Here is a 19,881-nt window from a genome sequence, read left to right as displayed (position 1 = left end):
ACGGCCATGGAAGCGCGCGTTCGCGAGATCCTCTCCTGGTATTCGAGCGACAACCCGGGCACCCGCACCAACCTGGCCCGCCTGCTCACCCACGGGCGCCTGGCCGGCACCGGCCGCCTCGTCATCCTGCCGGTGGACCAGGGCTTCGAGCACGGCCCGGCGCGGAGCTTCGCCGTCAACCCGCCGGCTTACGACCCCGCGTACCACTTCCGCCTCGCCCTCGAGGCGGGCTGCAACGCGTACGCGGCGCCGCTGGGCTTCATCGAGGCGGGCGTGTCCGAGTTCGCGGGCGAGATCCCGCTGATTCTCAAGATCAACAACCATGACGTGCTCAACGACGAGAAGGACCCGCTCTCCGCCGTGACGGGCTCGGTCAAGGACGCGCTCCGGCTGGGCTGCGTCGCCGTGGGCTTCACGATCTACCCGGGCTCGGCCAACGCGCAGACCATGTACCAGCAGTGCCGCGAGATGATCGCCGAGGCCAAGGCCAACGGCCTCGTCGCGGTGGTCTGGTCCTACCCGCGCGGCTCGTCGATCAGCAAGGAGGGGGAGACCGCGATCGACGTCGTGGCGTACGCCGTGCAGATCGCCGCGCAGCTGGGGGCGCATGTCATCAAGGTCAAGCCGCCCACCCAGCACATCGAGCAGCCGGAGGCGAAGAAGGTCTACGAAAAGACCGGCGTGCCGATCTCGACGCTGTCCGAGCGCGTGCGCCACGTCGTCCAGTCGGCCTTCGACGGCCGGCGCGTCGTCATCTTCTCGGGCGGCGCCACCAAGGAGAACGACGAGGCGATCTTCGACGAGTGCCGGGCCATCCGCGACGGCGGCGGCTTCGGCTCCATCATCGGGCGGAACTCGTTCCAGCGCCAGAAGCCGCGCGCGCTCGAGTTCCTGTCGACGGTGATGAAGATCTACTCGGGCGAATTGAAGTAACGGCCCCGTGGCGACCGCTCCGACCGAAGCGCAGGTGCGCGAGTACATGCGCACCCTGTCCAACTGGGGGCGCTGGGGCAAGGACGACGAGCTCGGCACGATCAACCTGATCACCCCCGCGAAGCGCGCCGCGGCGGCGACGCTCGTCAAGGACGGCGTCAGCGTCACCTGCGCGCGCCCCTGGTCTACCGAGATCACCCCCGAGACGACCGTCCAGCCCATGCGCTTCATGGTGGACTCCGGCGAGGGTCGGGACCACGACTCCAACGACCGCATCCTCCAGCGCCGCGGCGCCGCCGAGTTCATCGGCATGGTCTTCCACGGGTACGCCATCACTCACGTGGACGCCCCGCCGCACTACTTCTGGCAGGGGCAGTTCTACAACGGCCGCTCGTCCAATCTCGTCACCTCCCGCGAGGGCGCCACGGTCAACTCGGTCGAGGTGCTGCGCGACGGCGTGGTGAGCAGGGGAGTGCTGCTGGATGTCGCTCGGGCCAAGAGCGTGAGCTGGATGGGCCCGGGCGAAGGCGTGATGCCCGAGGACCTCGAAGCCGCGGAGAAGGCGCAGGGCGTGCGCGTGGAGTCGGGCGACATCCTGCTGGTCCGGACGGGCTACTACGCGCGGCGGCTCGCCGAGGGGCCCGTCAACCCGATGGCGGCCGGGACGCCGGCGCTTCACGTCGCCTGCTGCCCGTGGCTCCGCGAGCGCGGCGTCGCCATGATCGGCACGGACACGCACAACGACCTCGCGCCCCTGCCGTACCCCGCCCTCGGCAACTCCTTCCACGTCGTCGCGCTCGTCGCCATGGGGCTCTGGCTCATCGACAACATGAACCTCGAAGACGTGGCGCGCGCGGCAACCGAGCGCACGCGCTGGGAGTTCCTGCTCACCGTCGCGCCCCTGCGCTTGAAGAACGTCACCGGCTCGCCCGTCAACCCGATCGCGATGTTCTAACGAGGTTCTCCCCGCAGTGTGGACATCGACGTCCAGCTTCACCCGCATACCTCATTTGAACTATTGCGAGTGATGCGCGCGTTCCTTTAGCGTAGGTTCGGTGCGGAGCAGAGTGCACATGCGCCGCGAACGCGGAGCGCAGCGGGAGGGACCATGAGATACGTCATCGTGGCGGCGATGGGCCTGCTGCTGGCTGTCGCCCCGGCCTTGTCTCAGCAGGAGGGGCATCTGCAGCCGGGGTCGGACCCGTCCGTACTGCCCGGGCCGGTCCTCATCGCCGACGAGGACAATGACCGGATCATCCTCGTGGATCCCCAGGGCCGCGTCGTCTGGACCTTCCCTGAGCCCGGCGATCTGCGCCTCGGGGAGACGTTCAAATCACCGGACGACGCCTTCTATACGGCCGACGGCAAGCAGATCATCGTCACGCACGAAGAGAATTTCGCCGTCTCGCTGGTGGACATCGCCAGCCGCCGCATCGTCTGGCGCTACGGCACGCCGGGGGTCCACGGCCATGGGCCGAACCAGCTCTGGAACCCGGATGATGCCTTGGTTCTCCCCGATGGGCACGTCCTCATTCCGGACATCAAGAACTGCCGCATCCTGCTGGTCGCCCAGGGGACGCAGACGCCCGAGCGGGTCTATGGCGCCGCCCGCCGGCCTCCGGGCGGCTGCAAGCACGACCCGCCGCGCATCTTCGGCAGTCCCAACGGCGCCTTTCCGATGCGCAACGGTCACTACCTCGTCACGGAGATCCAGGGGGCGTGGCACAGCGAGTTCGACCTCAAGACGGGAACCGTGATCCGGAGCTTCCAGGTACCCGGCGCGCGCTACCCGTCCGACAGCAACGAAGTCGAGCCGGGGCGCTACATCACCGCCGACTACTCCAAGCCCGGCCAGATCCTGATGTTCGACGGTGGCGGCAAGGTGTTGTGGCGCTACAAGCCCGCGGGGAAGGACGCGCTCGACCATCCCTCGATGGCGAAGGTGCTGCCAAACGGCATGGTCATCGCGAACGACGATGCCAACCACCGGGTCATCGTCGTCGATCCGAAGACGAGCCGGATCGTGTGGCAGTACGGGCAGACGGGCAGGAAGGGACGCGAGCCCGGCCTGCTCAACACCCCGGACGGAGTGGATCTGGCGCCCCCGCACTCCCTGCTGATCGTCCACAAGGCCACCATGGGGACGCCCTAGGGCGGCAAGCGCCATCCGCCGGTGACCCCCCGCGCGAAGCTCCGGCTGGGGGATCACTTCCTGGTGAAGACCTCCTGCAGCAGGGCCGTGGTCCGTGCCGCCGGGTTCGTGCGGATCAGCTTTTCCTGCTCGCCGACGACGTGGAAGAGGCCGTCAAGCGCCTTGATGGTCACGTATCCGTCGATGTCGAACGTCTGAGACTTCGCGAAGGGGATGGCCTCGAACCGTCCCATCAGCGCCTGGTACTGGCGTATCACCCCGACTTCCCCCATGGTTTTGTCGACCACGGGCCTGAACGCCGCCGTGAGCGTGTCCGTCGTCTTGGCCTTGAAGAACTCGGTGGCGGCGGTGTCGCCGCCGCTGAGGATCTTCTTCGCGTCGTCAAAGGTCATGCTGGTGATCGCGTCCACGAAGATCTGCTTGGCCGCCGGCGCAGCCTGCTCCGCCGCCCGATTCATGCTCAGCACGAACTCGTCCACCTGCGGGCCGTAGCCGACCGCCCGCAGGCCCTGCTCCACGCTCCGGAGCTTCTCGGGCATCAGGATCTTGATCGCCACATTGCTGAAATAGCCGTTGGGACGCCCGGTGAGGCTGACCGATTTTTCCGTGGCGACCTGGAGGGCCTCCTTCAACCCGGCGCTGACGGTGCCCTCGGACAGCCCGCTCTGCTGGCCAATGCCCATGCCCTTGAGGAGTTGGTCTACCTGCGCTGAGGCGGGCATCGCGACCATTCCAATTCCGATGACCAAGGCCAGCAAGTAAGTCCTCATGGGGCCTCTCGGTGTCTGGGCGAAAAGGGGGGCTCGGGCCGCCGACCTCATGATAGAGCACCTGGCCATTTCACATCCGCCGGGCTACGGTGTCTCATGGTCAGGGACATGACCGAGGACCCCTTCGAGACTGTCGTGGCCGCGCACCATGCCGAGATACACCGCTACCTCGCGCGGGCGACCTCTCGCCCGAGCGATGCCGACGATCTGTCCCAGGAGACCTTCGTGCGAGCCTACAAAGCCTATCGGTCGCTGCCCCCGGACGCCAACGTCAGGGCGTGGCTCTTCACCATCGCCACCAACCTCTTCCGCAATCACTTCCGGGCGGAGGGGCGGCGGCGCCAGGCCATGGTCATGGCGGCGGCCGGCGCCTCGGAGCGAGGGTCGTCCTGGCCCGAGGGGGAAGCCATCGCCAGCCAGGCGGGCGCCCGGATCGACCGGATCGTCACCGCGCTCCCGTTCAAGCAGCGCCTGGCCTTTACCATGCGGAAGGTCCACGAGCTCGACTACGACGCCATCGGTGAGAGCCTCGACTGCTCGGCCGAGAGCGCCAGGGCCCATGTCTTTCAAGCCCTGCGGAAGATCCGCCGGGGACTGGATGATCTCGACGCCGTCCACACGGAGCGACAGCCATGAACCCCGAGAACTCGACCTGCCGTGACATCGAACCCGATCTGGTGGCCGTGGCCGCGGGCGAGGCCGGAGCTTCCGCTGCGCGAGGCGTCGAGCGGCACGTGGCCGTCTGCCGTGGCTGCCGCGACGAGCTCGAGCGCTATCGCGTGCTCGAGGGCATGGTGGCGGATCTTCGCCGCGCGCCCGTGGCCGGGGCCGAACCCACGCTGGCGCGCGCCGAGCTCGAGTCCCGGCTGGCCGACATCCGGTCCCGCATGGTCGCCTACGGCATCTTTTCGTCGCCGCTGGGCAAGATCCTCATCGCCCGCTCTGAGCTGGGCGTCTCGATGGTCAGGTACATCGATTCGGAGCGCTCGGCTCGGTCGTACCTGGCCCGCCTGGCCGGGGACGACGCGGTGGAAGACAAGGCGGCAGTCGAGGCGACGTACCGGGAGCTCCTCGACTACCTGAGCGCCCGGAGCACCCGGCTCAGCTGGCCGCTCGACCTCCGGTGGGCGGGGAGCGACTTCCAGCGGCGCGTGCTCGCCGCCACGGCCGAGCTGCCCTATGGTGCCATCACGTCCTACGCCGGGATCGCACGGCGCATCGGCGCGCCTGCGTCGGTGCGCGCCGTCGCCCAGGCGCTCCGGCACAATCCCATACCCATCGCCATCCCGTGCCATCGCGTGATCGGCAGCAGCGGGGACCTGACCGGCTATGCCGGAAGCAGGATCGGGCTCAAGGAGCAGCTGCTCTCGCTCGAGGGCGTCCCGGTGGGTCTCCGCGCCCACAGGATCGAGCGCGGCCACATGTACGTCCTGTTCGAGGGGTACGCGGAGTATTGCCTGCCGACGTGCGGCTCCCTATCACGGGAGCCGATGGCCCAGCTCACGCTGTTCGGCGCGCGCCGGCACGCCGAGGCTGTCGGTCTCACTCCCTGCGCGGCCTGCCGGCCGGATCTCCACCCGCTCTCCGCGTAGCAGGCTGCTGAAAAGGGCCCATCTGCTTCGTTGGCGCCCTCGGCCGCACGCTCAACGTACGGGGAGTACGCCTCGCGTGCGGCCGTCGGGCGCCGCCTCGCATCTGGACCCTTTTGAGCAGCCTGCGCGGTTTTTCAACATCCTGCTGGTCTCGGCTGGTCGGTCGCGCTCGGCGCGTTTCACGCGCGCGGCCCTCCGGTGTCTTAGTGGGCACAAGGAGGGAGCCCATGACAGCCCTGGTCGCGATTCTTGTAATCGTAGCGATTCCGTTCGTTGCAGTGAGCGCGCTGCTCAGACTCGCCGAGCGGCTGCAGGATCGTCGGGATCTCCAGCGGGACCAGCAGATCATGCTCACCGACGCGATCCACTGGGAGCTCGGCGCCGTGGCGGCGCCAGTAGTGAGCCGGCGGCGCGGTGGCGGCTGGCGGGTGTCCATGGCCGTGCCCATCGACCGGCCGGCACTGGTGGCGGCCCTCCTGCGCGTGACCGCGCGCCACTTCGCCGCGGAGAAGGCGGCGGAGCGCCTGGAGATCGTGTTCAGACCCGGCGCGTTCGGCGCTCGGCCGCTGCCCCAGCAGCTCGACGCTCCCCGGCAGGCCGCGACCGACACACCGCTGGCCGCCTGAGAGAGAAGGAGAGATCCGTGGATATCAACCTCTACGCGTTGGAAGTGATCGCGAAGGCACGGCTGGCCGACCTCCGCGCCGACGCAGCCCGGCGGGTTGTGTTGGCGTCGCTCCATCCGCCTCAGCGGAGCGTCTGGGCCGCCCTCAGATGCGCGCTTCAGCGCAGAGGGTGCAGGACCAGCCGTCGGGGGATCGTGAGCCCGCGGCCCGCCTGAGCGGCGGGCAGTCGGCGCTACGCGACGATGATGTGCTCGCGGGTGAGGATGGACGGTGTCTGGCCGGGGACCAGAAAGTTCCCGGCGTCGGCGAGCACGCGGGCGTATTCGGGGGCGGCTGCCGCGCCGCGGACCGCGTCCGTCGAGTCGAACCACGTGAGGACCACGCCGTCGTAGGCGGGGACGCGGCCCGCGTCGTACGCGGAGCGCCGCGTGTGGCTCTGCACGTAGCGCCTGAGGCCGGGCAGCGCCGCCGCGATGGGCCCGTGCGCCTCGAGCCAGTGCCGCTGGAACGCCTCGACGGGGAGACCCGGCTTGCGCGTGAGGAACGCGACGCTCTTCACGGCGTCCAGCGGCACCGGGCCGTCCTTGATCACATGATCCTCGGTGATGATCACGCCCATGCTGGCGCGGTCGATGAAGCGCGCCTCGTCGGCTTGGAGGGCTGCGTGCGCCGGGCTCCCGGTCATCGCGCGGAGGGCGTCGGTGTCGTCGGCCCAGACCTCTGCGATCCCGTCGTAGATGGGCTCGTTGTGTCCGTAGACCGAGAGAAGCGCGTGGGACTGGACGTAGCGGCGCACGCCCGGGAGCCGGGTCACCACCTCGGGGTGGCGCGTCCGCCAGTAGCTCTGGAACTCCTCCACCGGCATGCCGGCCTTCCGCTTGAGGAACGTGATCACCTTGACCATGCGTGCGCCGAGGATAGGCCGTAGCCCGGCCCACCGCAAGCGCTCCGGGAGGCACGAGCCGCTCGCCGCGCCTCGCGCCCCCGCTTCGGATTGCCGGCCGGCGTGGGCCGCTAAGACTGGATGCGGGCGGCCTGTCCGTCTTGGCCTTGTAGCCTTTATTGGGGGGATGGGGGTATAGTAGGCGCATGAAGCGTCTGGGTACCCTTCGCCGGCTGGTGGGCTTCGTGGTCGGGGCGGCGTTCCTGCTGTCCCTGGCCGTGCCCGCCCGCGCCCAGCTCGATCCCATGACGCTGAGCCTTATGATCGGCGGCTTCCAGCTCATTACCGGTGCCATCAGCGCGATCGCCATCGGCGTGGGCAGCGATACGAAGACGGGCATCGCGCTGCCCTATGGAACTCCCTGCGGGATCGTGGACGGGGTGCCCCAGATCTGCTGGCAGCCTCACGCCGGCGGCTTCGAGGGCTCGCCCGATCTGCCCACCGGGGCCAAGTCAGCGCCGGCGCCCGACCTTCAGCCGGTCGACTCGCCTGGCCCGAGCCTGACTCCAGGTCTGGCCCAGGGCCAGTAGCCTTTTAGATCCAAAGAACACAACGGCCGGCGGGGGTATCCCCGCCGGCCGTCGCGCTTCAGGTCCAGGCTGACCGCTTACTTCTTGCTGGCGTCGTAGATCTCGCCGAAGAGCTGCCAGATTTCGCCGTTGAACTTCGCGAGCTGCTCCTGCTCGATCGGGTAGAAGTCCGTCGGGCTCGTGTTGACCTTGATGCCCGGCAGCAGCATCGGTAGCTCGAGGTTCTTGATGCTCGCGGCCTGCTTCATCACGTTGGCCCGCGAGAGGTCGTTGCCGCTCTGCTTGAGCACGTGGACCAGGGTCTGCGCCACTAAGTAGCCGTAGACGTTGAAGCCGTCCGTCACGTTCCCGTCCGGGTAGTACTTCTGCATGAAGGCGAGCCAGTCCTTGTAGCCCTTGTCGTTCTTCCACTGGGGATCGGTCGGATCCTTGAAGTACAGGACCGTGATCAGGTCCTTGGAGGCGTCGAGCCCGGCCGGCTTGAGCACGGCGCCCACCGAGGCCGACACGTTGTTTACGAAGTGCACCGGCTTCCAGCCGATCTCGTGCGCCTTCTTGATGGCCTGCGCCGCGAACTTTGGTGTCGTCACGTTGAAGAAGACGTTGGCGCCGCTGCCCTTGAGGTTGACGATCTGGGAGTCCACCGTGGGGTCCGTCACCTCGTAGGTCTGCTCCATCACGATGAGCTTCTTGGCGGCGTCGCCCAGCCCGTCCTTGAAGCCCTTGACGTAGTCCTTGCCGTAGTCGTCGTTCTGGAGGAGGATGCCGACCTTTGCGTTGGGGATGTTCTTGAGCAGGTAGGCCGCGTAGATCTTTCCCTCGGTCTGGTAGTTCGGCTGCCAGCCCATGGTCCACGGGAAGTCCTTCGGGTTGCCCCACTTGGTGGCGCCCGTGGCCACGAAGAGATGGGGCACGTTCTGCTCGTTCAGGTACTTCTGGATAGCCGTGTTTGACGGCGTGCCAAGCGGCTGGAAGACCAACAGCACCTGGTCCTGCTCGACCAGCTTGCGCACCATCTCCACGGTCTTGGGCGGGCTGTAGCCGTCGTCGTAGCTGATGAAGTTGATCTTGCGCCCGTTGATGCCGCCCTCCTCGTTGACCTTCTTGAAGTAGGCGCCGATGGCCTTGCCGATGGTGCCGTACGCCGAGGCGCCGCCGCTGTACGGGTTGGTGTGGCCGATCTTGATCTCCGTCGCGGTCACGCCGGGGTCGGCCGCCTGCGCCTGCGAGGCCGGCAGCCCGAGCGCTGCCAGGAGCGCCAGAATCAGTGCGAGTCTCTTCATGGTGTCCTCCTGTTGCTGTGTGGTTAGCCCCGCCCGCGCTGCCGCATGCGCGCCCAGAGCAGCCGGAGTGTGCCGGCGACCCCGCGCGGCATGACGTACATGCAGGCGATGAGCACGACGCCGTAGATGGCCCACGGCGCGGCCTTGGAGATGGTCTGTGCGTAGTTCGGGACGAACTGGGTGAAGAAGCCGCCGTAGATCGCTCCCGAGATCGAGGCGAGCCCCCCGATCACGATGCCGACGAGGAACGTGATAGACAGGAACACGTTGTAGGTATCGGGGGCGACGAAGGCGACCGCCAGCGCGCTTATTGCGCCGGCGATGCCGGTGTAGGCCGCGCTCACGCCGAAGATCAGCGACTTGTAGAGCGCGCTGTTGATGCCCATCGCCTCCGCGGCGATGGGGTTGTCGCGGATGGCGACGATGGCCCGCCCGATGCGCCCGCGCAGGAGGTTCCACGCGAGCGCGAAGAGGACGACAGCCACGAAGAGCGCAAGGAAGTAGAGCCACTGGTCGGGGTTGAGCCGCAGGCCCCACGGCGCCTTGGGCTTGGAGAGGACGATCCCCTGCGAGCCCCCGGTCCATCCGTCGAAGTACTTGAGGATCTGGGGCACGGCCAGCGCCAGCGCGAAGGTGGCGAGCGCCAGATAAAGTCCTTCCAGTCGGAGCGCCGGGATGCCGAAGAGGAAGCCCACGACGAGGCAGATCACCCCCGCCACCGGCAGCGTCCAGCCATAGGGCACGTGCCAGCGGTCGATCATGATGGCCGTCGTATAGGCGCCGAGCGCGAAGAAGGCGCCGTGCCCGAGCGAGATCTGGCCGTTGTAGCCCGTCAGCATGTTGAGTCCGAGCAGCGCCATCGCGTAGACGAGCACCTGGGTGAACTGGAACACGAGAAAGGGGCTCAGCGAGAAGGGCAGGAGGCAGGCGGCCGCCAGCAGGAGCCCCAGGCCGACCAGCCGGCTGGTACTCGGGCGGCGCTCGGCCGCGGTCGCCGCCTTGACCACCGTCACCCCCGCCGCGCCCGCCGTGTCAGGCATGCCCTAGACCCGGTGGATCACGGCGCGGCCGAGGAGTCCGCTCGGCCGAACGAGCAGCACGACGATGATGAGCGCGAGCGCGACGGTGAGCTTCAGGCTCGTGCCGATGAAGGAGATGTAGGTGCCCGCCAGATTCTCCATGACGCCGACCAGGAAGCCGCCGATCACCGCGCCGACCGGGCTCGTGAAGCCGCCGAGCGTCGCCGAGGCGAAGGCGTAGATCAGGATGCCGCCCATCATGTTGGGTTCGAGGAAGATGACGGGCGCCACCATCATGCCGGCGACCGCGCCCACGAGGGCCGCCAGCCCCCAGCCGAGCGCCAGCATCCAGGACACGCGGATGCCACAGAGGCGGCTCGAGGCCGGGTTCTGGGCGGCGGCGCGCATGGCGAGCCCCAGCGTGGTGAAGCGGAAGAAGACCCAGATGAGAAAGAGCATGATCAAGGTGACGCCGATGGCGCCCAGTTCGTGCGGGCTGAAGACGATGCGCCCGAGTTTGATCGGCTCCTTGGGGAAGGGGCTCGGGAAGGGCTGGATGATGTAGGAGTAGATCCAGCCGGCGAGGCTGTTGAAGATGGTCAGGAGCCCGATGCAGACGATGACGATGGTGAGCACGGGAGCATTCTGGACCGGGCGGATGACGATTCGGTGGATCAGGAGGCCCCCCAGGAAAGCGAGCGCCACCGTCGCGAAGAAGGCGGCCCAGTAGGGCACCCCGTGGTTCAGCATCGACCACGCGAGGTAGGTGCTGAACATGGCCATCTCACCTTGTGCGTAGTTCACTACGTCGGTCGCCTGGTAGATCATGACGAGAGCCAGGGCCAGGCTGGCATAGATGCCACCCGTCGCGAGCCCCGACACCACCTGCTGAAGAAACGTGTCCATGCGGTCTCCGGTTCCCGTCAGTAGCCGAGGTACGCCCGGCGAATGTTCTCGTCCTTCCGGAGCTCCCCGGCCGGTCCGGACAGGACCACGCGCCCTGTCTCGATCAGGTAGGCGTGGTCGGCCAGGTCGAGGGCGATCGAGGCGTTCTGCTCGACCAGCAGCACGGAGACGCCCGCCTCGCGGTTGATCGTGCGGACGATCCGGAAGATCTCCCGCGTGACCAGCGGCGCCAGCCCCAGCGAAGGTTCATCGAGGAGCAGGAGTCGCGGGCCGGACATGAGCGCGCGCGCCACTGCCAGCATCTGCTGCTCGCCGCCCGAGAGCGTGCCCGCCGCCTGCCGCCGGCGCTCGGAGAGCACGGGGAAGTAGCCGTAGACGCGCTCGAACTCGGCGGCCAGGCCGCCCGCGTCCCGCCGGGTATAGGCACCCAGGCGCAGGTTCTCCTCCACGGTCAGCGCCATGAAGGTGCCCCGGCCTTCCGGCACGTGCGCGATCCCCAGCCGGACGATGTCCTCGGTCGCCTTGCCCTGGATGGACTGCCCGTCGAAGCGGATGGCGCCGGCGGTCTTGACCATGCCGCAGACCGCCCGCAGAGTCGTTGTCTTGCCGGCGCCATTGGCGCCCAGGATGGTCGTGATGCCCCCGGTCTCCACGGCGAAGGCGATGCCGTGAAGGACCGTGGTCGAGCCGTACGAGGCCTCTAGGCCCTCGGCGTCGAGCAGGGCGGGCATCAGTCATCGCTCCCGAGGTAGGCCTTGATCACATCGGTGTTCTTCTGCACCTTGGCCGGTGAGCCCTCGGCGATCTTCCGGCCGAAATCGAGCACGACGACCTTGTCCGAGACCTGCATGACAAGGCCCATGTGGTGCTCGACCAGCAGCACGGTGACGCCCCGGGCATCGCGGATCGCCCGCAGGAGCTCGGCGAGCGCGGCAACCTCTTCGTGGTTGAGCCCGCTCGCCGGCTCGTCGAGGAGCAGGAGCTTGGGCCGGCCGGCGAGCGCCCGCGCAAGCTCGACGCGCTTGAGTGTCCCGAAGGGCAGGCCCCCGGCGGGGTGCTGGGCCACATCCTCGAGGTCGAGGAAGGCGATCACCTCCATGGCGGCGTTGCGTATGGCACGCTCCTCGGCAGTGACCCACGGCAGCCGGAGCGCGTTGCTCAGGAAGTCGCTTCGCGTGCGGCTGTGGACGCCGACCATGACGTTCTGGAGCACGGTCATTGTCGGGAACAGGGCCAGGTTCTGGAAGGTGCGCCCGACGCCTCGTGCCGCGATCTGGTGCGGGTTGCCGCGCAGCATCGAGCGCCCCTCGAAGAAAATGTCACCGCGGGTTGGCGAGTAGAGGCGACTCAGGCAGTTGAAGAGCGTGGTCTTGCCGGCGCCGTTGGGGCCGATCAGGCCCACGATCTGGCCGGCCGTCATGTCGAAGGACACGTCGTCGAGCGCCACGATGCCGCCGAAGCGCATGGTGACGTCCCGGACGGCCAGGATGGACGGGCTTGCCAAGCTGGGCGGGTTCGAAGGTGGCGTCATTGCTCCAGGGGATGCATGGGTTGGGGCCTGTTTATAGAGGGGCCGGGGCGGTTTGTCAATGAAAACCACGGGGCGCCCGGTATAATCCAGACCCTATGGCCCACCAGTTCATTTTCACGATGAAGGATCTGCGAAAGATCGTCCCGCCCAAGCGCGAGATCCTCAAGGGCATCTGGCTGTCGTTCTACCCCGGTGCCAAGATCGGCGTGCTCGGAGCCAACGGCGCGGGCAAGAGCACCTTGCTCAAGATCATGGCGGGGGTGGATCAGGATTTCCTGGGCGAGGCCAAGCCCGCCGACGGCGTGCGTACCGGCTACCTGCCTCAGGAGCCGCACCTCGACGCGGCGAAGGACGTGCGCGGCAACGTGGAAGACGGCGTGGCCGAGGTGCGTGGGTTCCTCACCCGCTTCGACGAGATCAACGCCAAGCTGGGCGAGCCCCTGGATCCCGCGGAGATGGAGAAGGTCCTCGAGGAGCAATCGCGAGTGCAGGACGCGATCGAGGCCGCGAACGGCTGGGACCTCGACCGCACGGTGGAGATCGCCATGGACGCGCTCCGCTGCCCACCGGGCGAGGCGGACGTGACGACGCTCTCGGGCGGCGAGGTCAGGCGCGTGGCGCTCTGCCGCCTCCTGCTCCAGAAGCCCGACCTGCTGCTGCTCGACGAGCCGACCAACCACCTCGACGCGGAGAGCGTCGCCTGGCTCGAGCGCTTCCTCAAGGACTACCCGGGCACGGTCGTGGCCATCACCCACGACCGCTACTTCCTCGACAACGTCGCCGGCTGGATCCTCGAGCTCGACCGCGGCGCAGGCATCCCGTGGGAAGGCAACTACTCCTCGTGGCTCGAGCAGAAGAGGCAGCGCCTGGCAACGGAGGAGAAGCAGGAATCAGCGCGCCAGCGCACGCTCGAGCACGAGCTCGAGTGGGTGCGCATGTCGCCCCGCGCGCGTCAGGCCAAGTCCAAGGCGCGGCTGCAGGCCTACGAGACCCTGCTCGCCGAGGGGGGCAAGGACCGGGACGGAGCCGCGGAGATCATCATCCCGCCGGGGCCGCGCCTGGGCGACGTGGTCGTCCAGGCCGAGCACCTCTTCAAGGGGTACGGCGACCGGCTCCTGATCGAGGATTTGACCTTCAGCCTGCCGCGCGGCGGCATCGTCGGCGTCATCGGGGCCAACGGCGCGGGCAAGACCACGCTCTTCCGCATGATCACGGGGCAGGAGAAGCCCGACAAGGGCGAGCTCCGCGTGGGAGAGACGGTGCGGCTCGCCTACGTGGACCAGAGCCGGGACTCGCTCGACGGGAAGAAGAACGTGTGGGAGGAGATCTCGGGCGGCGCCGAGCAGCTCCAGCTGGGCGGCCGGCAGATGGCCTCGCGCGCCTACGTCGCCTCCTTCAACTTCAAGGGCGCCGACCAGCAGAAGAAGGTGGGCGACCTCTCGGGCGGCGAGCGCAACCGGGTCCACATGGCGAAGCTGCTCCAGGCGGGCGGCAACCTGCTGCTCCTCGACGAGCCCACGAACGATTTGGACGTCGACACGCTCCGGGCGCTGGAAGACGCGCTCCTGTCCTTCGCGGGTTGCGCGGTCGTCATCAGCCACGACCGCTGGTTCCTCGACAGGATCGCTACGCACATGCTGGCCTTCGAGGGCGACAGCCGCGTGGAGTGGTTCGAGGGCAATTACCAGGACTACGAAGCCGACCGGAAGAAGCGCCTCGGCACCGCCGCCGACCAGCCCCACCGCCTCCGCTACAAACCTCTCACCCGTTAGCAGGCGGCCGATAAGGGCCCATCTGCTTCGTTGGTGCCCTCGGCCGCACGCTCAACGTACAGGGAGTACGCCTCGCGTGCGGCCTTCGGGCGCCGCCTCGCATCTGGACCCTTCTCAGCCGCCTTCGGCCGTAGCCAGAGGCCTGCTAGCGGTCGCGGAGGCGCGCTAGCGCCTGCTGCTTGAAGCGGTCTTCCTTGCCGCGGTCGCCGATCTCGCGCGCCACGGCCTCCACCAGCTCGCCCCAGTCCCAGGGCGGCCCCGCCGCGGCCGCACGCGCGATGTGCTCGCGGCAGAGCAGTGGCGCGATGGGGCCGACGAACTCGGTCAGCTCCGACTCGATCACCGCCTGCGCCCTCGCCAGCTGCGGGTTGTCGATCGGCTGCGCGGCGGCGGGCGCGGGAGCGCGCGGCGCGGCGGCAAGCGGGGGAGCGGGGGCCGGCGGAGGCAGCGGCGACTCCTCGCCTACCAGCAGCGCGAGCAGGTCGGCCGTGTGGGGCAGGTCGGCGTACGTTCCCTTGTCCACCACCGCATCGGAGAAGCTGAAGCGTCCCGCCGTGATCTTGCGGATGTGGTCGAGCGCTTCGAGACCCCGCTGAGTGCGGAAGACCAGCGAGACGATGTCGCCCTGCCTCAATCCGATGCGCGCCGAGTGGTTGTCCGTGGTGGCGATGAACATGGTGCCCGTGCGCTTCGCGGCGCACAGCGCGCCCAGCTCGGTCATCAGCTGGCGGTAGGACATGGGTGCCTGCGTGGGGCTCATCGCGCCGCCTGCGGCCTACCGGGTGCCGAGCCGCTCCACGGCCAGCTTGACGCTCGCCCGCAGGCGCTCGATGGCACGGGCGAGGCTGCCGATTTCGTCTGAGCGCTTGGTCTCGACGATGCGGGCGCCCAGGTTGCCGCGGCTGATCCCGTCGGCGATCTGCGTCAGCCTCCGGATGGGCTGGGTCAGCCCGCTAGCCAGCGCGTAGGAGACCAGGAGAACGAAGAGCACCGTGATGCCGAGCAGGATCAGCGCGTTGCGGTTGGCCAGGGCGAGAGGCGCGTAGGCTTCGTCGTAGTCCTGCAGGGCGACGAGCGTCCAGCCGTACTTCGTCTTCTCGGCGACGGCGATGACCCGCTTGCGCGAGGCTTCCGCGAAGATGATCTGCCTCTTGGGCTCCGCGCCCAGCCCCGCGACGGCGGGGTGGGCCTTGAGGCTGTCGCGCGCGCTCGGGTGCGCGATGACCTTGCCCTGGTCGTCCACGAGGAAGACGAAGCCGCTTTGGCCGATCTTCACGTTGGTGATGGTGGTGCTGACGTCGGTGACGCTCGTGCCCGCCGCGAGCACGCCCACGACCTTGTCGAGCCGCCAGACCGGCACCGAGAGGATGGCGGCGGGCTGTCCCGTCGTGCGGCTGATGACGACCTCCTGGCCCACCTGGCGCCCCTCGATGGCCTGCTTGAAGTAGCCCCGGTCGCCGTAGAAGCGCGGCGCCTCCTCGTCGTTCCGCCCGATGTTGTTGCCGTCGGGGGCGATGGTGAAGGCGAGGTAGACCCACTTGTACTCGGCGACGATGGCGCGCAGGAGCGGTTTCTGCTTCTTCGCGTCCATCGAGGACATGTCGTCGAGGGCCGCGTTCTGTCGCAGCATGCGCACGTTCATGTCCACCCACGCATCCACGTAGCCGACCATGGTGTCCGCCTGGCTGCTCAGGCGCTGCTCGATCTGACGCGAGAGGCTCTCCGATTCGGCGCGGTAGTCGAGGTACCAGATGGCGCCCAGCGGGATCAGCGTCACCACAAGCATGGTCAGCAGGAGCTTGGGGAAGATGCCGAAAGTCAGCCGCAGCTTCATGGGAGGGCTCTCCTCGGTTGGATCGAGGCAAACAGGATAGCCCCCGCCTCTGCCGCCAGCAAGAAATGAGAACGTGTAGGATAATCGCGCTCGTGGCAGGCGTGACCGCCTCCGGGACGGCCCCCTGGTACGACCCATAGGGGCCCGGCATGGCGGCGACACCGGATGTGCCTACAGAGTAAGGAGACCCCAATGCTCGATCTCGGACTCGGCGGCAAGGTGGCCATCATCACGGGCGGAAGCGAAGGGCTCGGGCGCGCGGCCGCCCAGAGACTCGCCGCCGAAGGGGCGCGCGTGGCCATCTGCGCGCGGCGGCCCGACGTGCTCGAGAGCACGGCGGTGGGCATACGCGCGGCGGGCGGGCAGGTGCTGGCACGCTCGGTCGATGTCACCCAGGCGGACCAGATCGAGAAATTCGTCGGCGAGGTCGTGCGCGAGTGGGGCGGGGTGGACATCCTCGTCAACAACGCCGGCACCTCGGCCGCCGCGTCCTTCGAGGCGGTGGACGACGACGCCTGGGTGCACGACCTGGAGCTCAAGCTGTTGTCGGCGGTGCGCCTGTGCCGGCTCTCCATCCCGCACATGAAGAAGCGCGGCGGCGGGCGCATCATCAACGTCACCAACCTGGGCGCGAAGACCCCGGCCGCCCGCGGGCTGCCGACCAGCGTCTCTCGCGCGGCCGGGATCAACCTGACCAAGTCCCTCGCCAACGAGTACGCGGCGGACAAGATCCTCGTGAACACGATCTGTATCGGGCTGGTCAAGAGCGCCCAGTGGGAGCGCCGCGCCAAGGGCGACCTCGACGCCTTCTACAAGGACATCGCCAAGCGCGTGCCCATCGGGCGCGTTGGCGAAGCCGAAGAATTCGCCGACCTCGTGGCCTTCCTGGTCTCGGCGCGCGCCGCGTTCATCACCGGCACGGCCATCAACTTCGACGGCGGCATGGCGAGCGTGGTTTAGACGGGTGACAGCCCTCCTCGGGCGCCAGTGGTTTGACTTTCCCCGGCCGAGCCGCTAGGCTCCGGCTGCCGCGGCGTGACCAACCGTTCTGCCATGTGAACAAGGAGGCTCCTGCGATGCTCAAGCGTGTGCCCGTCCTCACCGCTGTTCTTGCCCTTGCCCTTGCCCTGGCAGCGGCCGCCCATGCGCAGCAGCCGCCCGTCAAGATCGGCGCCATCCTGCCGCTCACCGGCTCGGGCGCCTCGTACGGCGTCTGGATGAAGGGCGGCGCCGAGATGGCCACGGAGGAGATCAACGCGGCCGGCGGGATCGGCGGCCGGAAGCTCGAGGTGATCTACGAGGACCACGCGGCCGACGCCTCCAAGGCCGTCAACGGCATGCGGCGCCTCGTCGAGGTCGAGAAGGTCCCCTTCACGCTCACCTCGTACTCCGCGCCCACGCTGGCGATCCAGCCCATCGGCGCCCAGAACAAAGTCGTGATGATGAACGGCGGCGGCCAGTCCGACAACCTGGCCAACAAGGAGTACCTCTACAACAACATCCCCGTTGTCTCCAACGAGGTCGGCGTGCTGGCCGACTGGCTGACCAAGGAGAAGAAGTTCAAGGCGGCGGTCGTGATCGTGGCCAACGACGAGGCAGGCCGCAACGCGGCGAAGACCTTCCGCGGGAAGTTCACCGCGGACGGCGGCCGCGTGCTGGCCGAGGAGCAGGTGGCGCTCGACGGCAACGACTTCCGCGCCCAGCTGGCCAAGCTCAAGGCCGCGGGCGGCGACCTCCTGTTCATCTCCTCCTACGGGCGCAACGTGGCCATCATCGCGGATCAGGCCCGCGAGCTCGGCATCACGCTCCCCATGGCAGCGACCTCCTGGATCCTGATTCCGGAGGTGTTCAAGTCCAAGGGCGCGGAAGGGATGCTGGTCACACGCCTGCCCTTCAATCCCGACTCGCCCTTCGCCCGCAAGTTCAAGGACAGGTACAAGACCGACGCGGGCTTCTTCGCGGTCCAGTACTACAGCGGCACGAAGATCTTCGCCCGCGCGGCCGAGGAGGCGATGAAGAAGAGCGGCGGCAAGCTCGACGGCGAGGGGGTCAAGAACGCCATCGAGTCGCTCAAGGCCTTCGACACGATTTCGGGCAAGCTCGTCTTCCAGCCCAACCACGCCGCCATCATGGACATCGAGGTGGGCGTGCTCAAGGGCGGGAAGGTCGAGGTGGAGAAGACCCTCAAGGCCAACCCCTAGGCGCGGGAGGCCGGCCGCGCCGTGGACCTCGTCCTCCAGCTCCTCGCCACCGGGCTCGTGGTGGGCAGCCTCTACGCCCTCTGCGCGCTCGGCTGGGGGCTGATCTACGGGACGACGCTGCACTTCCATGTGGCCCACGGCGCGGTCTTCGCGCTGGCGGCCTACTACGCCTACGTCGGGCAGAAGCTCCTGCACCTGCCCCTGCTCGCGGCGGTCGCCGCCGCCGTCCTGGCGGCGGCCGCCACCGGGCTCCTGATCGACCTTCTCGTCTACCAGCAGCTCGAGAAGCGCGGCGCATTCCGCACGAGCATCTTCATCTCCTCGCTGGGGCTCCTGATCGTGCTGGAGAACGTGCTTGCCATCGTCTTCACGCCCGATCCCATGCGGATGGACATCGGCTCGCTCAGCACCGCCGTCATCATCGGGCCCGTCTTCCTCACCTACCTGCACATCCTGACGGTCGTCCTCGTCGTCGCCGGCTACGGGCTGTTGGCGGCCTTCCTCAAGTGGTCCCGGTGGGGCCAGGCCATCCGTGCCGTGTCGAGCAGCCCGGAGATGGCGCGCACCGTGGGCATCAACCTGGGGAAGGTCCACCTCCTCACCTACGCCATCGGCTCGGCCATCTCCGCGCCCGCCGGCATCCTGGTCGCCATGGACGTGGGCGCCGAGCCGTTCCGCGGCACGCGGTTCGTGCTGCTGGCCTCGGTGGGCGTCATCATGGGCGGCATCGGCTCGATCCCGGGGGCGATGCTCGGCGGCCTCTTCCTGGGCCTGCTGGAGAACCTCGGCATATGGAAGCTGCCGTCGGAGTGGCAGTCGGCCATCAGCTTCGGCGTCTTCCTCGTCTTCATCCTCGTACGGCCGCGCGGCTTCTTCGGCCGCACGATCCACTCTGCGGAGATCTGACGTGGCGGCCTACGTCGCCCACTATCTCGTGATGGTGGGCATCTACACGATCCTCGCCGTCTCGCTCAACCTGCTGGTGGGCTACGCGGGCATTTTCTCGCTGGCGCACGCGGCCGTCTACGGCATCGGGGCCTACGCCTCGGCGCTCGTGGCCCTCAAGCTGGGGCTGGGCTTCTGGGGTGGGCTCGTGGTCGCCGCCGTCGCGGGCGCCTGCGCAGCGGCGCTCGTGGGCATCCCGTCGCTCCGCGTCGCGGGCGACTACTACATCGTCGCCTCGTTCGGCCTCCAGGTCGTGATCCTGACCGTGTTCATGAACTGGACCGACCTGACCAACGGACATGCGGGGCTGGCCGGCATCCCGCGGCCGCGCGTCTTCGGGCTCGTGATCGACAACCCGTTCAAGTACGTGGTCCTCTCGCTGGCGCTGGCGGCGCTGACGTACGCCATCTGCCGCCGGCTGACCGGCTCGGCCTTCGGCCGGACGCTGCGCGCCGTGCGCGAGGACGAGATCGCCGCGCAGGCCACGGGCAAAAACGTGGTGCTCGTCAAGATCGTCATCACCACCATCTCCTCGGCGCTGGGGGCGCTGGGCGGCAGCCTCTACGCGCACTACATCACCTATATCAACCCGAGCTCGTTCACCCTCGACGAGTCCATCTTCATCATGTCCCTCGTTATCCTGGGCGGCACCGAGCGTCTGGCCGGGCCTGTCGTGGGCGCTTTCATCCTGCTGGCCGTGCCGGAGGCGCTCAAGTTCCTGGCCATTCCCGACACGGTGGCGGCGCCCATGCGCCAGATCCTCTACGGCGGGCTCCTCATCCTCTTCATGTTCGTGCGCCCCGAGGGCATCCTGGGCCGCGCGCGGGCCAAGAGCGCCTGAGGC

General features: G+C 68.2%; 21 protein-coding genes. 12 read left to right on the top strand and 9 right to left on the bottom strand.

Annotation, left to right across the window (positions count from 1 at the left end; genetic code table 11):
- Positions 1 to 6: 6 nt before the first annotated feature.
- The 3 genes from Q7W02_25275 to Q7W02_25265 all read left to right on the top strand — a co-directional run bounded on the left by Q7W02_25275 (position 7) and on the right by Q7W02_25265 (position 3,085).
- Entirely contained in the window at positions 7 to 933 is a 927-nt protein-coding gene (locus Q7W02_25275; protein ID MDO8479444.1) for a class I fructose-bisphosphate aldolase, read from the top strand.
- A 7-nt stretch (positions 934 to 940) separates the two neighbouring features.
- Entirely contained in the window at positions 941 to 1,888 is a 948-nt protein-coding gene (locus Q7W02_25270; protein MDO8479443.1) for a cyclase family protein, read from the top strand.
- Between the two features lie 153 nt (positions 1,889 to 2,041).
- A complete protein-coding gene (locus tag Q7W02_25265; GenBank protein MDO8479442.1) occupies positions 2,042 to 3,085 on the top strand; it encodes a hypothetical protein in 1,044 nt (347 codons plus the stop codon).
- Positions 3,086 to 3,138: 53 nt separating this feature from the next.
- Here Q7W02_25265 and Q7W02_25260 read toward each other — a convergent pair whose 3' ends face one another.
- A complete protein-coding gene (locus tag Q7W02_25260) occupies positions 3,139 to 3,855 on the bottom strand; it encodes a DUF4197 domain-containing protein (GenBank protein ID MDO8479441.1) in 717 nt (238 codons plus the stop codon).
- A gap of 108 nt (positions 3,856 to 3,963) precedes the next feature.
- Here Q7W02_25260 and Q7W02_25255 point away from each other — a divergent pair, with 108 nt between their 5' ends.
- The 3 genes from Q7W02_25255 to Q7W02_25245 all read left to right on the top strand — a co-directional run bounded on the left by Q7W02_25255 (position 3,964) and on the right by Q7W02_25245 (position 6,073).
- A complete protein-coding gene (locus tag Q7W02_25255; GenBank protein ID MDO8479440.1) occupies positions 3,964 to 4,491 on the top strand; it encodes an RNA polymerase sigma factor in 528 nt (175 codons plus the stop codon).
- Entirely contained in the window at positions 4,488 to 5,447 is a 960-nt protein-coding gene (locus Q7W02_25250) for a methylated-DNA--[protein]-cysteine S-methyltransferase (protein MDO8479439.1), read from the top strand. Before Q7W02_25255 ends, Q7W02_25250 begins: the two co-directional genes overlap by 4 nt.
- Positions 5,448 to 5,674: 227 nt before the next feature.
- Positions 5,675 to 6,073: a hypothetical protein gene (locus Q7W02_25245; protein ID MDO8479438.1), complete on the top strand. Its 399-nt coding sequence runs from the start codon at positions 5,675 to 5,677 to the stop codon at positions 6,071 to 6,073.
- A 232-nt stretch (positions 6,074 to 6,305) separates the two neighbouring features.
- Here the strand turns inward: Q7W02_25245 and Q7W02_25240 are convergent, their stop codons facing one another.
- A complete protein-coding gene (locus tag Q7W02_25240; protein ID MDO8479437.1) occupies positions 6,306 to 6,977 on the bottom strand; it encodes an EthD domain-containing protein in 672 nt (223 codons plus the stop codon).
- A gap of 185 nt (positions 6,978 to 7,162) precedes the next feature.
- On the opposite strand from Q7W02_25240, the gene Q7W02_25235 reads away from it, so the two are divergent.
- Positions 7,163 to 7,546, top strand: coding sequence for a hypothetical protein (locus Q7W02_25235; protein ID MDO8479436.1), 384 nt, complete (start codon positions 7,163 to 7,165; stop codon positions 7,544 to 7,546).
- A 77-nt stretch (positions 7,547 to 7,623) separates the two neighbouring features.
- Here Q7W02_25235 and Q7W02_25230 read toward each other — a convergent pair whose 3' ends face one another.
- Genes Q7W02_25230 through Q7W02_25210 form a run of 5 tightly spaced genes read right to left on the bottom strand, consistent with a single transcriptional unit; the run spans position 7,624 to position 12,285 of the window.
- A complete protein-coding gene (locus Q7W02_25230) occupies positions 7,624 to 8,829 on the bottom strand; it encodes an ABC transporter substrate-binding protein (protein MDO8479435.1) in 1,206 nt (401 codons plus the stop codon).
- 23 nt (positions 8,830 to 8,852) lie between these two features.
- Positions 8,853 to 9,869, bottom strand: coding sequence for a branched-chain amino acid ABC transporter permease (locus Q7W02_25225; GenBank protein MDO8479434.1), 1,017 nt, complete (start codon positions 9,867 to 9,869; stop codon positions 8,853 to 8,855).
- Between the two features lie 3 nt (positions 9,870 to 9,872).
- Complete coding sequence (locus tag Q7W02_25220) at positions 9,873 to 10,754, bottom strand: branched-chain amino acid ABC transporter permease (protein MDO8479433.1); 882 nt, start codon at positions 10,752 to 10,754, stop codon at positions 9,873 to 9,875.
- A gap of 17 nt (positions 10,755 to 10,771) precedes the next feature.
- The gene (locus tag Q7W02_25215) at positions 10,772 to 11,485 is read right to left on the bottom strand and encodes an ABC transporter ATP-binding protein (GenBank protein MDO8479432.1); all 714 of its coding nucleotides are present in this window, start codon (positions 11,483 to 11,485) and stop codon (positions 10,772 to 10,774) included.
- Entirely contained in the window at positions 11,485 to 12,285 is an 801-nt protein-coding gene (locus Q7W02_25210) for an ABC transporter ATP-binding protein (protein MDO8479431.1), read from the bottom strand. Before Q7W02_25210 ends, Q7W02_25215 begins: the two co-directional genes overlap by 1 nt.
- 95 nt (positions 12,286 to 12,380) lie before the next feature.
- Here Q7W02_25210 and ettA point away from each other — a divergent pair, with 95 nt between their 5' ends.
- Positions 12,381 to 14,057 carry an energy-dependent translational throttle protein EttA gene (gene ettA / locus Q7W02_25205; protein MDO8479430.1) on the top strand — a complete coding sequence of 559 codons (1,677 nt, stop codon included), beginning with the start codon at positions 12,381 to 12,383 and terminating at the stop codon, positions 14,055 to 14,057.
- A gap of 145 nt (positions 14,058 to 14,202) precedes the next feature.
- Here the strand turns inward: ettA and Q7W02_25200 are convergent, their stop codons facing one another.
- Positions 14,203 to 14,817, bottom strand: coding sequence for a hypothetical protein (locus tag Q7W02_25200; GenBank protein ID MDO8479429.1), 615 nt, complete (start codon positions 14,815 to 14,817; stop codon positions 14,203 to 14,205).
- A 15-nt stretch (positions 14,818 to 14,832) separates the two neighbouring features.
- Entirely contained in the window at positions 14,833 to 15,891 is a 1,059-nt protein-coding gene (locus Q7W02_25195; protein ID MDO8479428.1) for a cache domain-containing protein, read from the bottom strand.
- Positions 15,892 to 16,083: 192 nt separating this feature from the next.
- On the opposite strand from Q7W02_25195, the gene Q7W02_25190 reads away from it, so the two are divergent.
- From Q7W02_25190 to Q7W02_25175, 4 genes are all read left to right on the top strand, one after another.
- Positions 16,084 to 16,851, top strand: coding sequence for an SDR family oxidoreductase (locus tag Q7W02_25190; protein ID MDO8479427.1), 768 nt, complete (start codon positions 16,084 to 16,086; stop codon positions 16,849 to 16,851).
- A 116-nt stretch (positions 16,852 to 16,967) separates the two neighbouring features.
- Positions 16,968 to 18,092 carry an ABC transporter substrate-binding protein gene (locus Q7W02_25185; protein MDO8479426.1) on the top strand — a complete coding sequence of 375 codons (1,125 nt, stop codon included), beginning with the start codon at positions 16,968 to 16,970 and terminating at the stop codon, positions 18,090 to 18,092.
- Between the two features lie 21 nt (positions 18,093 to 18,113).
- On the top strand, positions 18,114 to 18,998 hold the full coding sequence (locus Q7W02_25180; GenBank protein MDO8479425.1) for a branched-chain amino acid ABC transporter permease: 885 nt from the start codon (positions 18,114 to 18,116) through the stop codon (positions 18,996 to 18,998).
- A gap of 1 nt (position 18,999) precedes the next feature.
- Positions 19,000 to 19,878, top strand: a complete 879-nt coding sequence (locus tag Q7W02_25175; GenBank protein MDO8479424.1) for a branched-chain amino acid ABC transporter permease — start codon at positions 19,000 to 19,002, stop codon at positions 19,876 to 19,878.
- Positions 19,879 to 19,881 lie beyond the last annotated feature (3 nt).

The sequence above is a fragment of the Candidatus Rokuibacteriota bacterium genome (assembly GCA_030647435.1).
GTDB lineage: Bacteria > Methylomirabilota > Methylomirabilia > Rokubacteriales > CSP1-6 > AR37.
This window is presented reverse-complemented; position numbering and strand designations above follow the sequence as displayed.

What these genes read in the sequence shown, in the direction of transcription:
- Q7W02_25275 (MDO8479444.1), top strand. Translation starts at nt 7, where the DNA reads ATGGAAGCGCGCGTTCGCGAGATCCTCTCCTGGTATTCGAGCGACAAC.
- Q7W02_25265 (MDO8479442.1), top strand. Translation starts at nt 2,042, where the DNA reads ATGAGATACGTCATCGTGGCGGCGATGGGCCTGCTGCTGGCTGTCGCC.
- Q7W02_25260 (MDO8479441.1), bottom strand. Translation starts at nt 3,855, where the DNA reads ATGAGGACTTACTTGCTGGCCTTGGTCATCGGAATTGGAATGGTCGCG.
- Q7W02_25255 (MDO8479440.1), top strand. Translation starts at nt 3,964, where the DNA reads ATGACCGAGGACCCCTTCGAGACTGTCGTGGCCGCGCACCATGCCGAG.
- Q7W02_25250 (MDO8479439.1), top strand. Translation starts at nt 4,488, where the DNA reads ATGAACCCCGAGAACTCGACCTGCCGTGACATCGAACCCGATCTGGTG.
- Q7W02_25245 (MDO8479438.1), top strand. Translation starts at nt 5,675, where the DNA reads ATGACAGCCCTGGTCGCGATTCTTGTAATCGTAGCGATTCCGTTCGTT.
- Q7W02_25240 (MDO8479437.1), bottom strand. Translation starts at nt 6,977, where the DNA reads ATGGTCAAGGTGATCACGTTCCTCAAGCGGAAGGCCGGCATGCCGGTG.
- Q7W02_25235 (MDO8479436.1), top strand. Translation starts at nt 7,163, where the DNA reads ATGAAGCGTCTGGGTACCCTTCGCCGGCTGGTGGGCTTCGTGGTCGGG.
- Q7W02_25230 (MDO8479435.1), bottom strand. Translation starts at nt 8,829, where the DNA reads ATGAAGAGACTCGCACTGATTCTGGCGCTCCTGGCAGCGCTCGGGCTG.
- Q7W02_25225 (MDO8479434.1), bottom strand. Translation starts at nt 9,869, where the DNA reads ATGCCTGACACGGCGGGCGCGGCGGGGGTGACGGTGGTCAAGGCGGCG.
- Q7W02_25220 (MDO8479433.1), bottom strand. Translation starts at nt 10,754, where the DNA reads ATGGACACGTTTCTTCAGCAGGTGGTGTCGGGGCTCGCGACGGGTGGC.
- Q7W02_25215 (MDO8479432.1), bottom strand. Translation starts at nt 11,485, where the DNA reads ATGCCCGCCCTGCTCGACGCCGAGGGCCTAGAGGCCTCGTACGGCTCG.
- Q7W02_25210 (MDO8479431.1), bottom strand. Translation starts at nt 12,285, where the DNA reads ATGACGCCACCTTCGAACCCGCCCAGCTTGGCAAGCCCGTCCATCCTG.
- ettA (MDO8479430.1), top strand. Translation starts at nt 12,381, where the DNA reads ATGGCCCACCAGTTCATTTTCACGATGAAGGATCTGCGAAAGATCGTC.
- Q7W02_25200 (MDO8479429.1), bottom strand. Translation starts at nt 14,817, where the DNA reads ATGAGCCCCACGCAGGCACCCATGTCCTACCGCCAGCTGATGACCGAG.
- Q7W02_25195 (MDO8479428.1), bottom strand. Translation starts at nt 15,891, where the DNA reads ATGAAGCTGCGGCTGACTTTCGGCATCTTCCCCAAGCTCCTGCTGACC.
- Q7W02_25190 (MDO8479427.1), top strand. Translation starts at nt 16,084, where the DNA reads ATGCTCGATCTCGGACTCGGCGGCAAGGTGGCCATCATCACGGGCGGA.
- Q7W02_25185 (MDO8479426.1), top strand. Translation starts at nt 16,968, where the DNA reads ATGCTCAAGCGTGTGCCCGTCCTCACCGCTGTTCTTGCCCTTGCCCTT.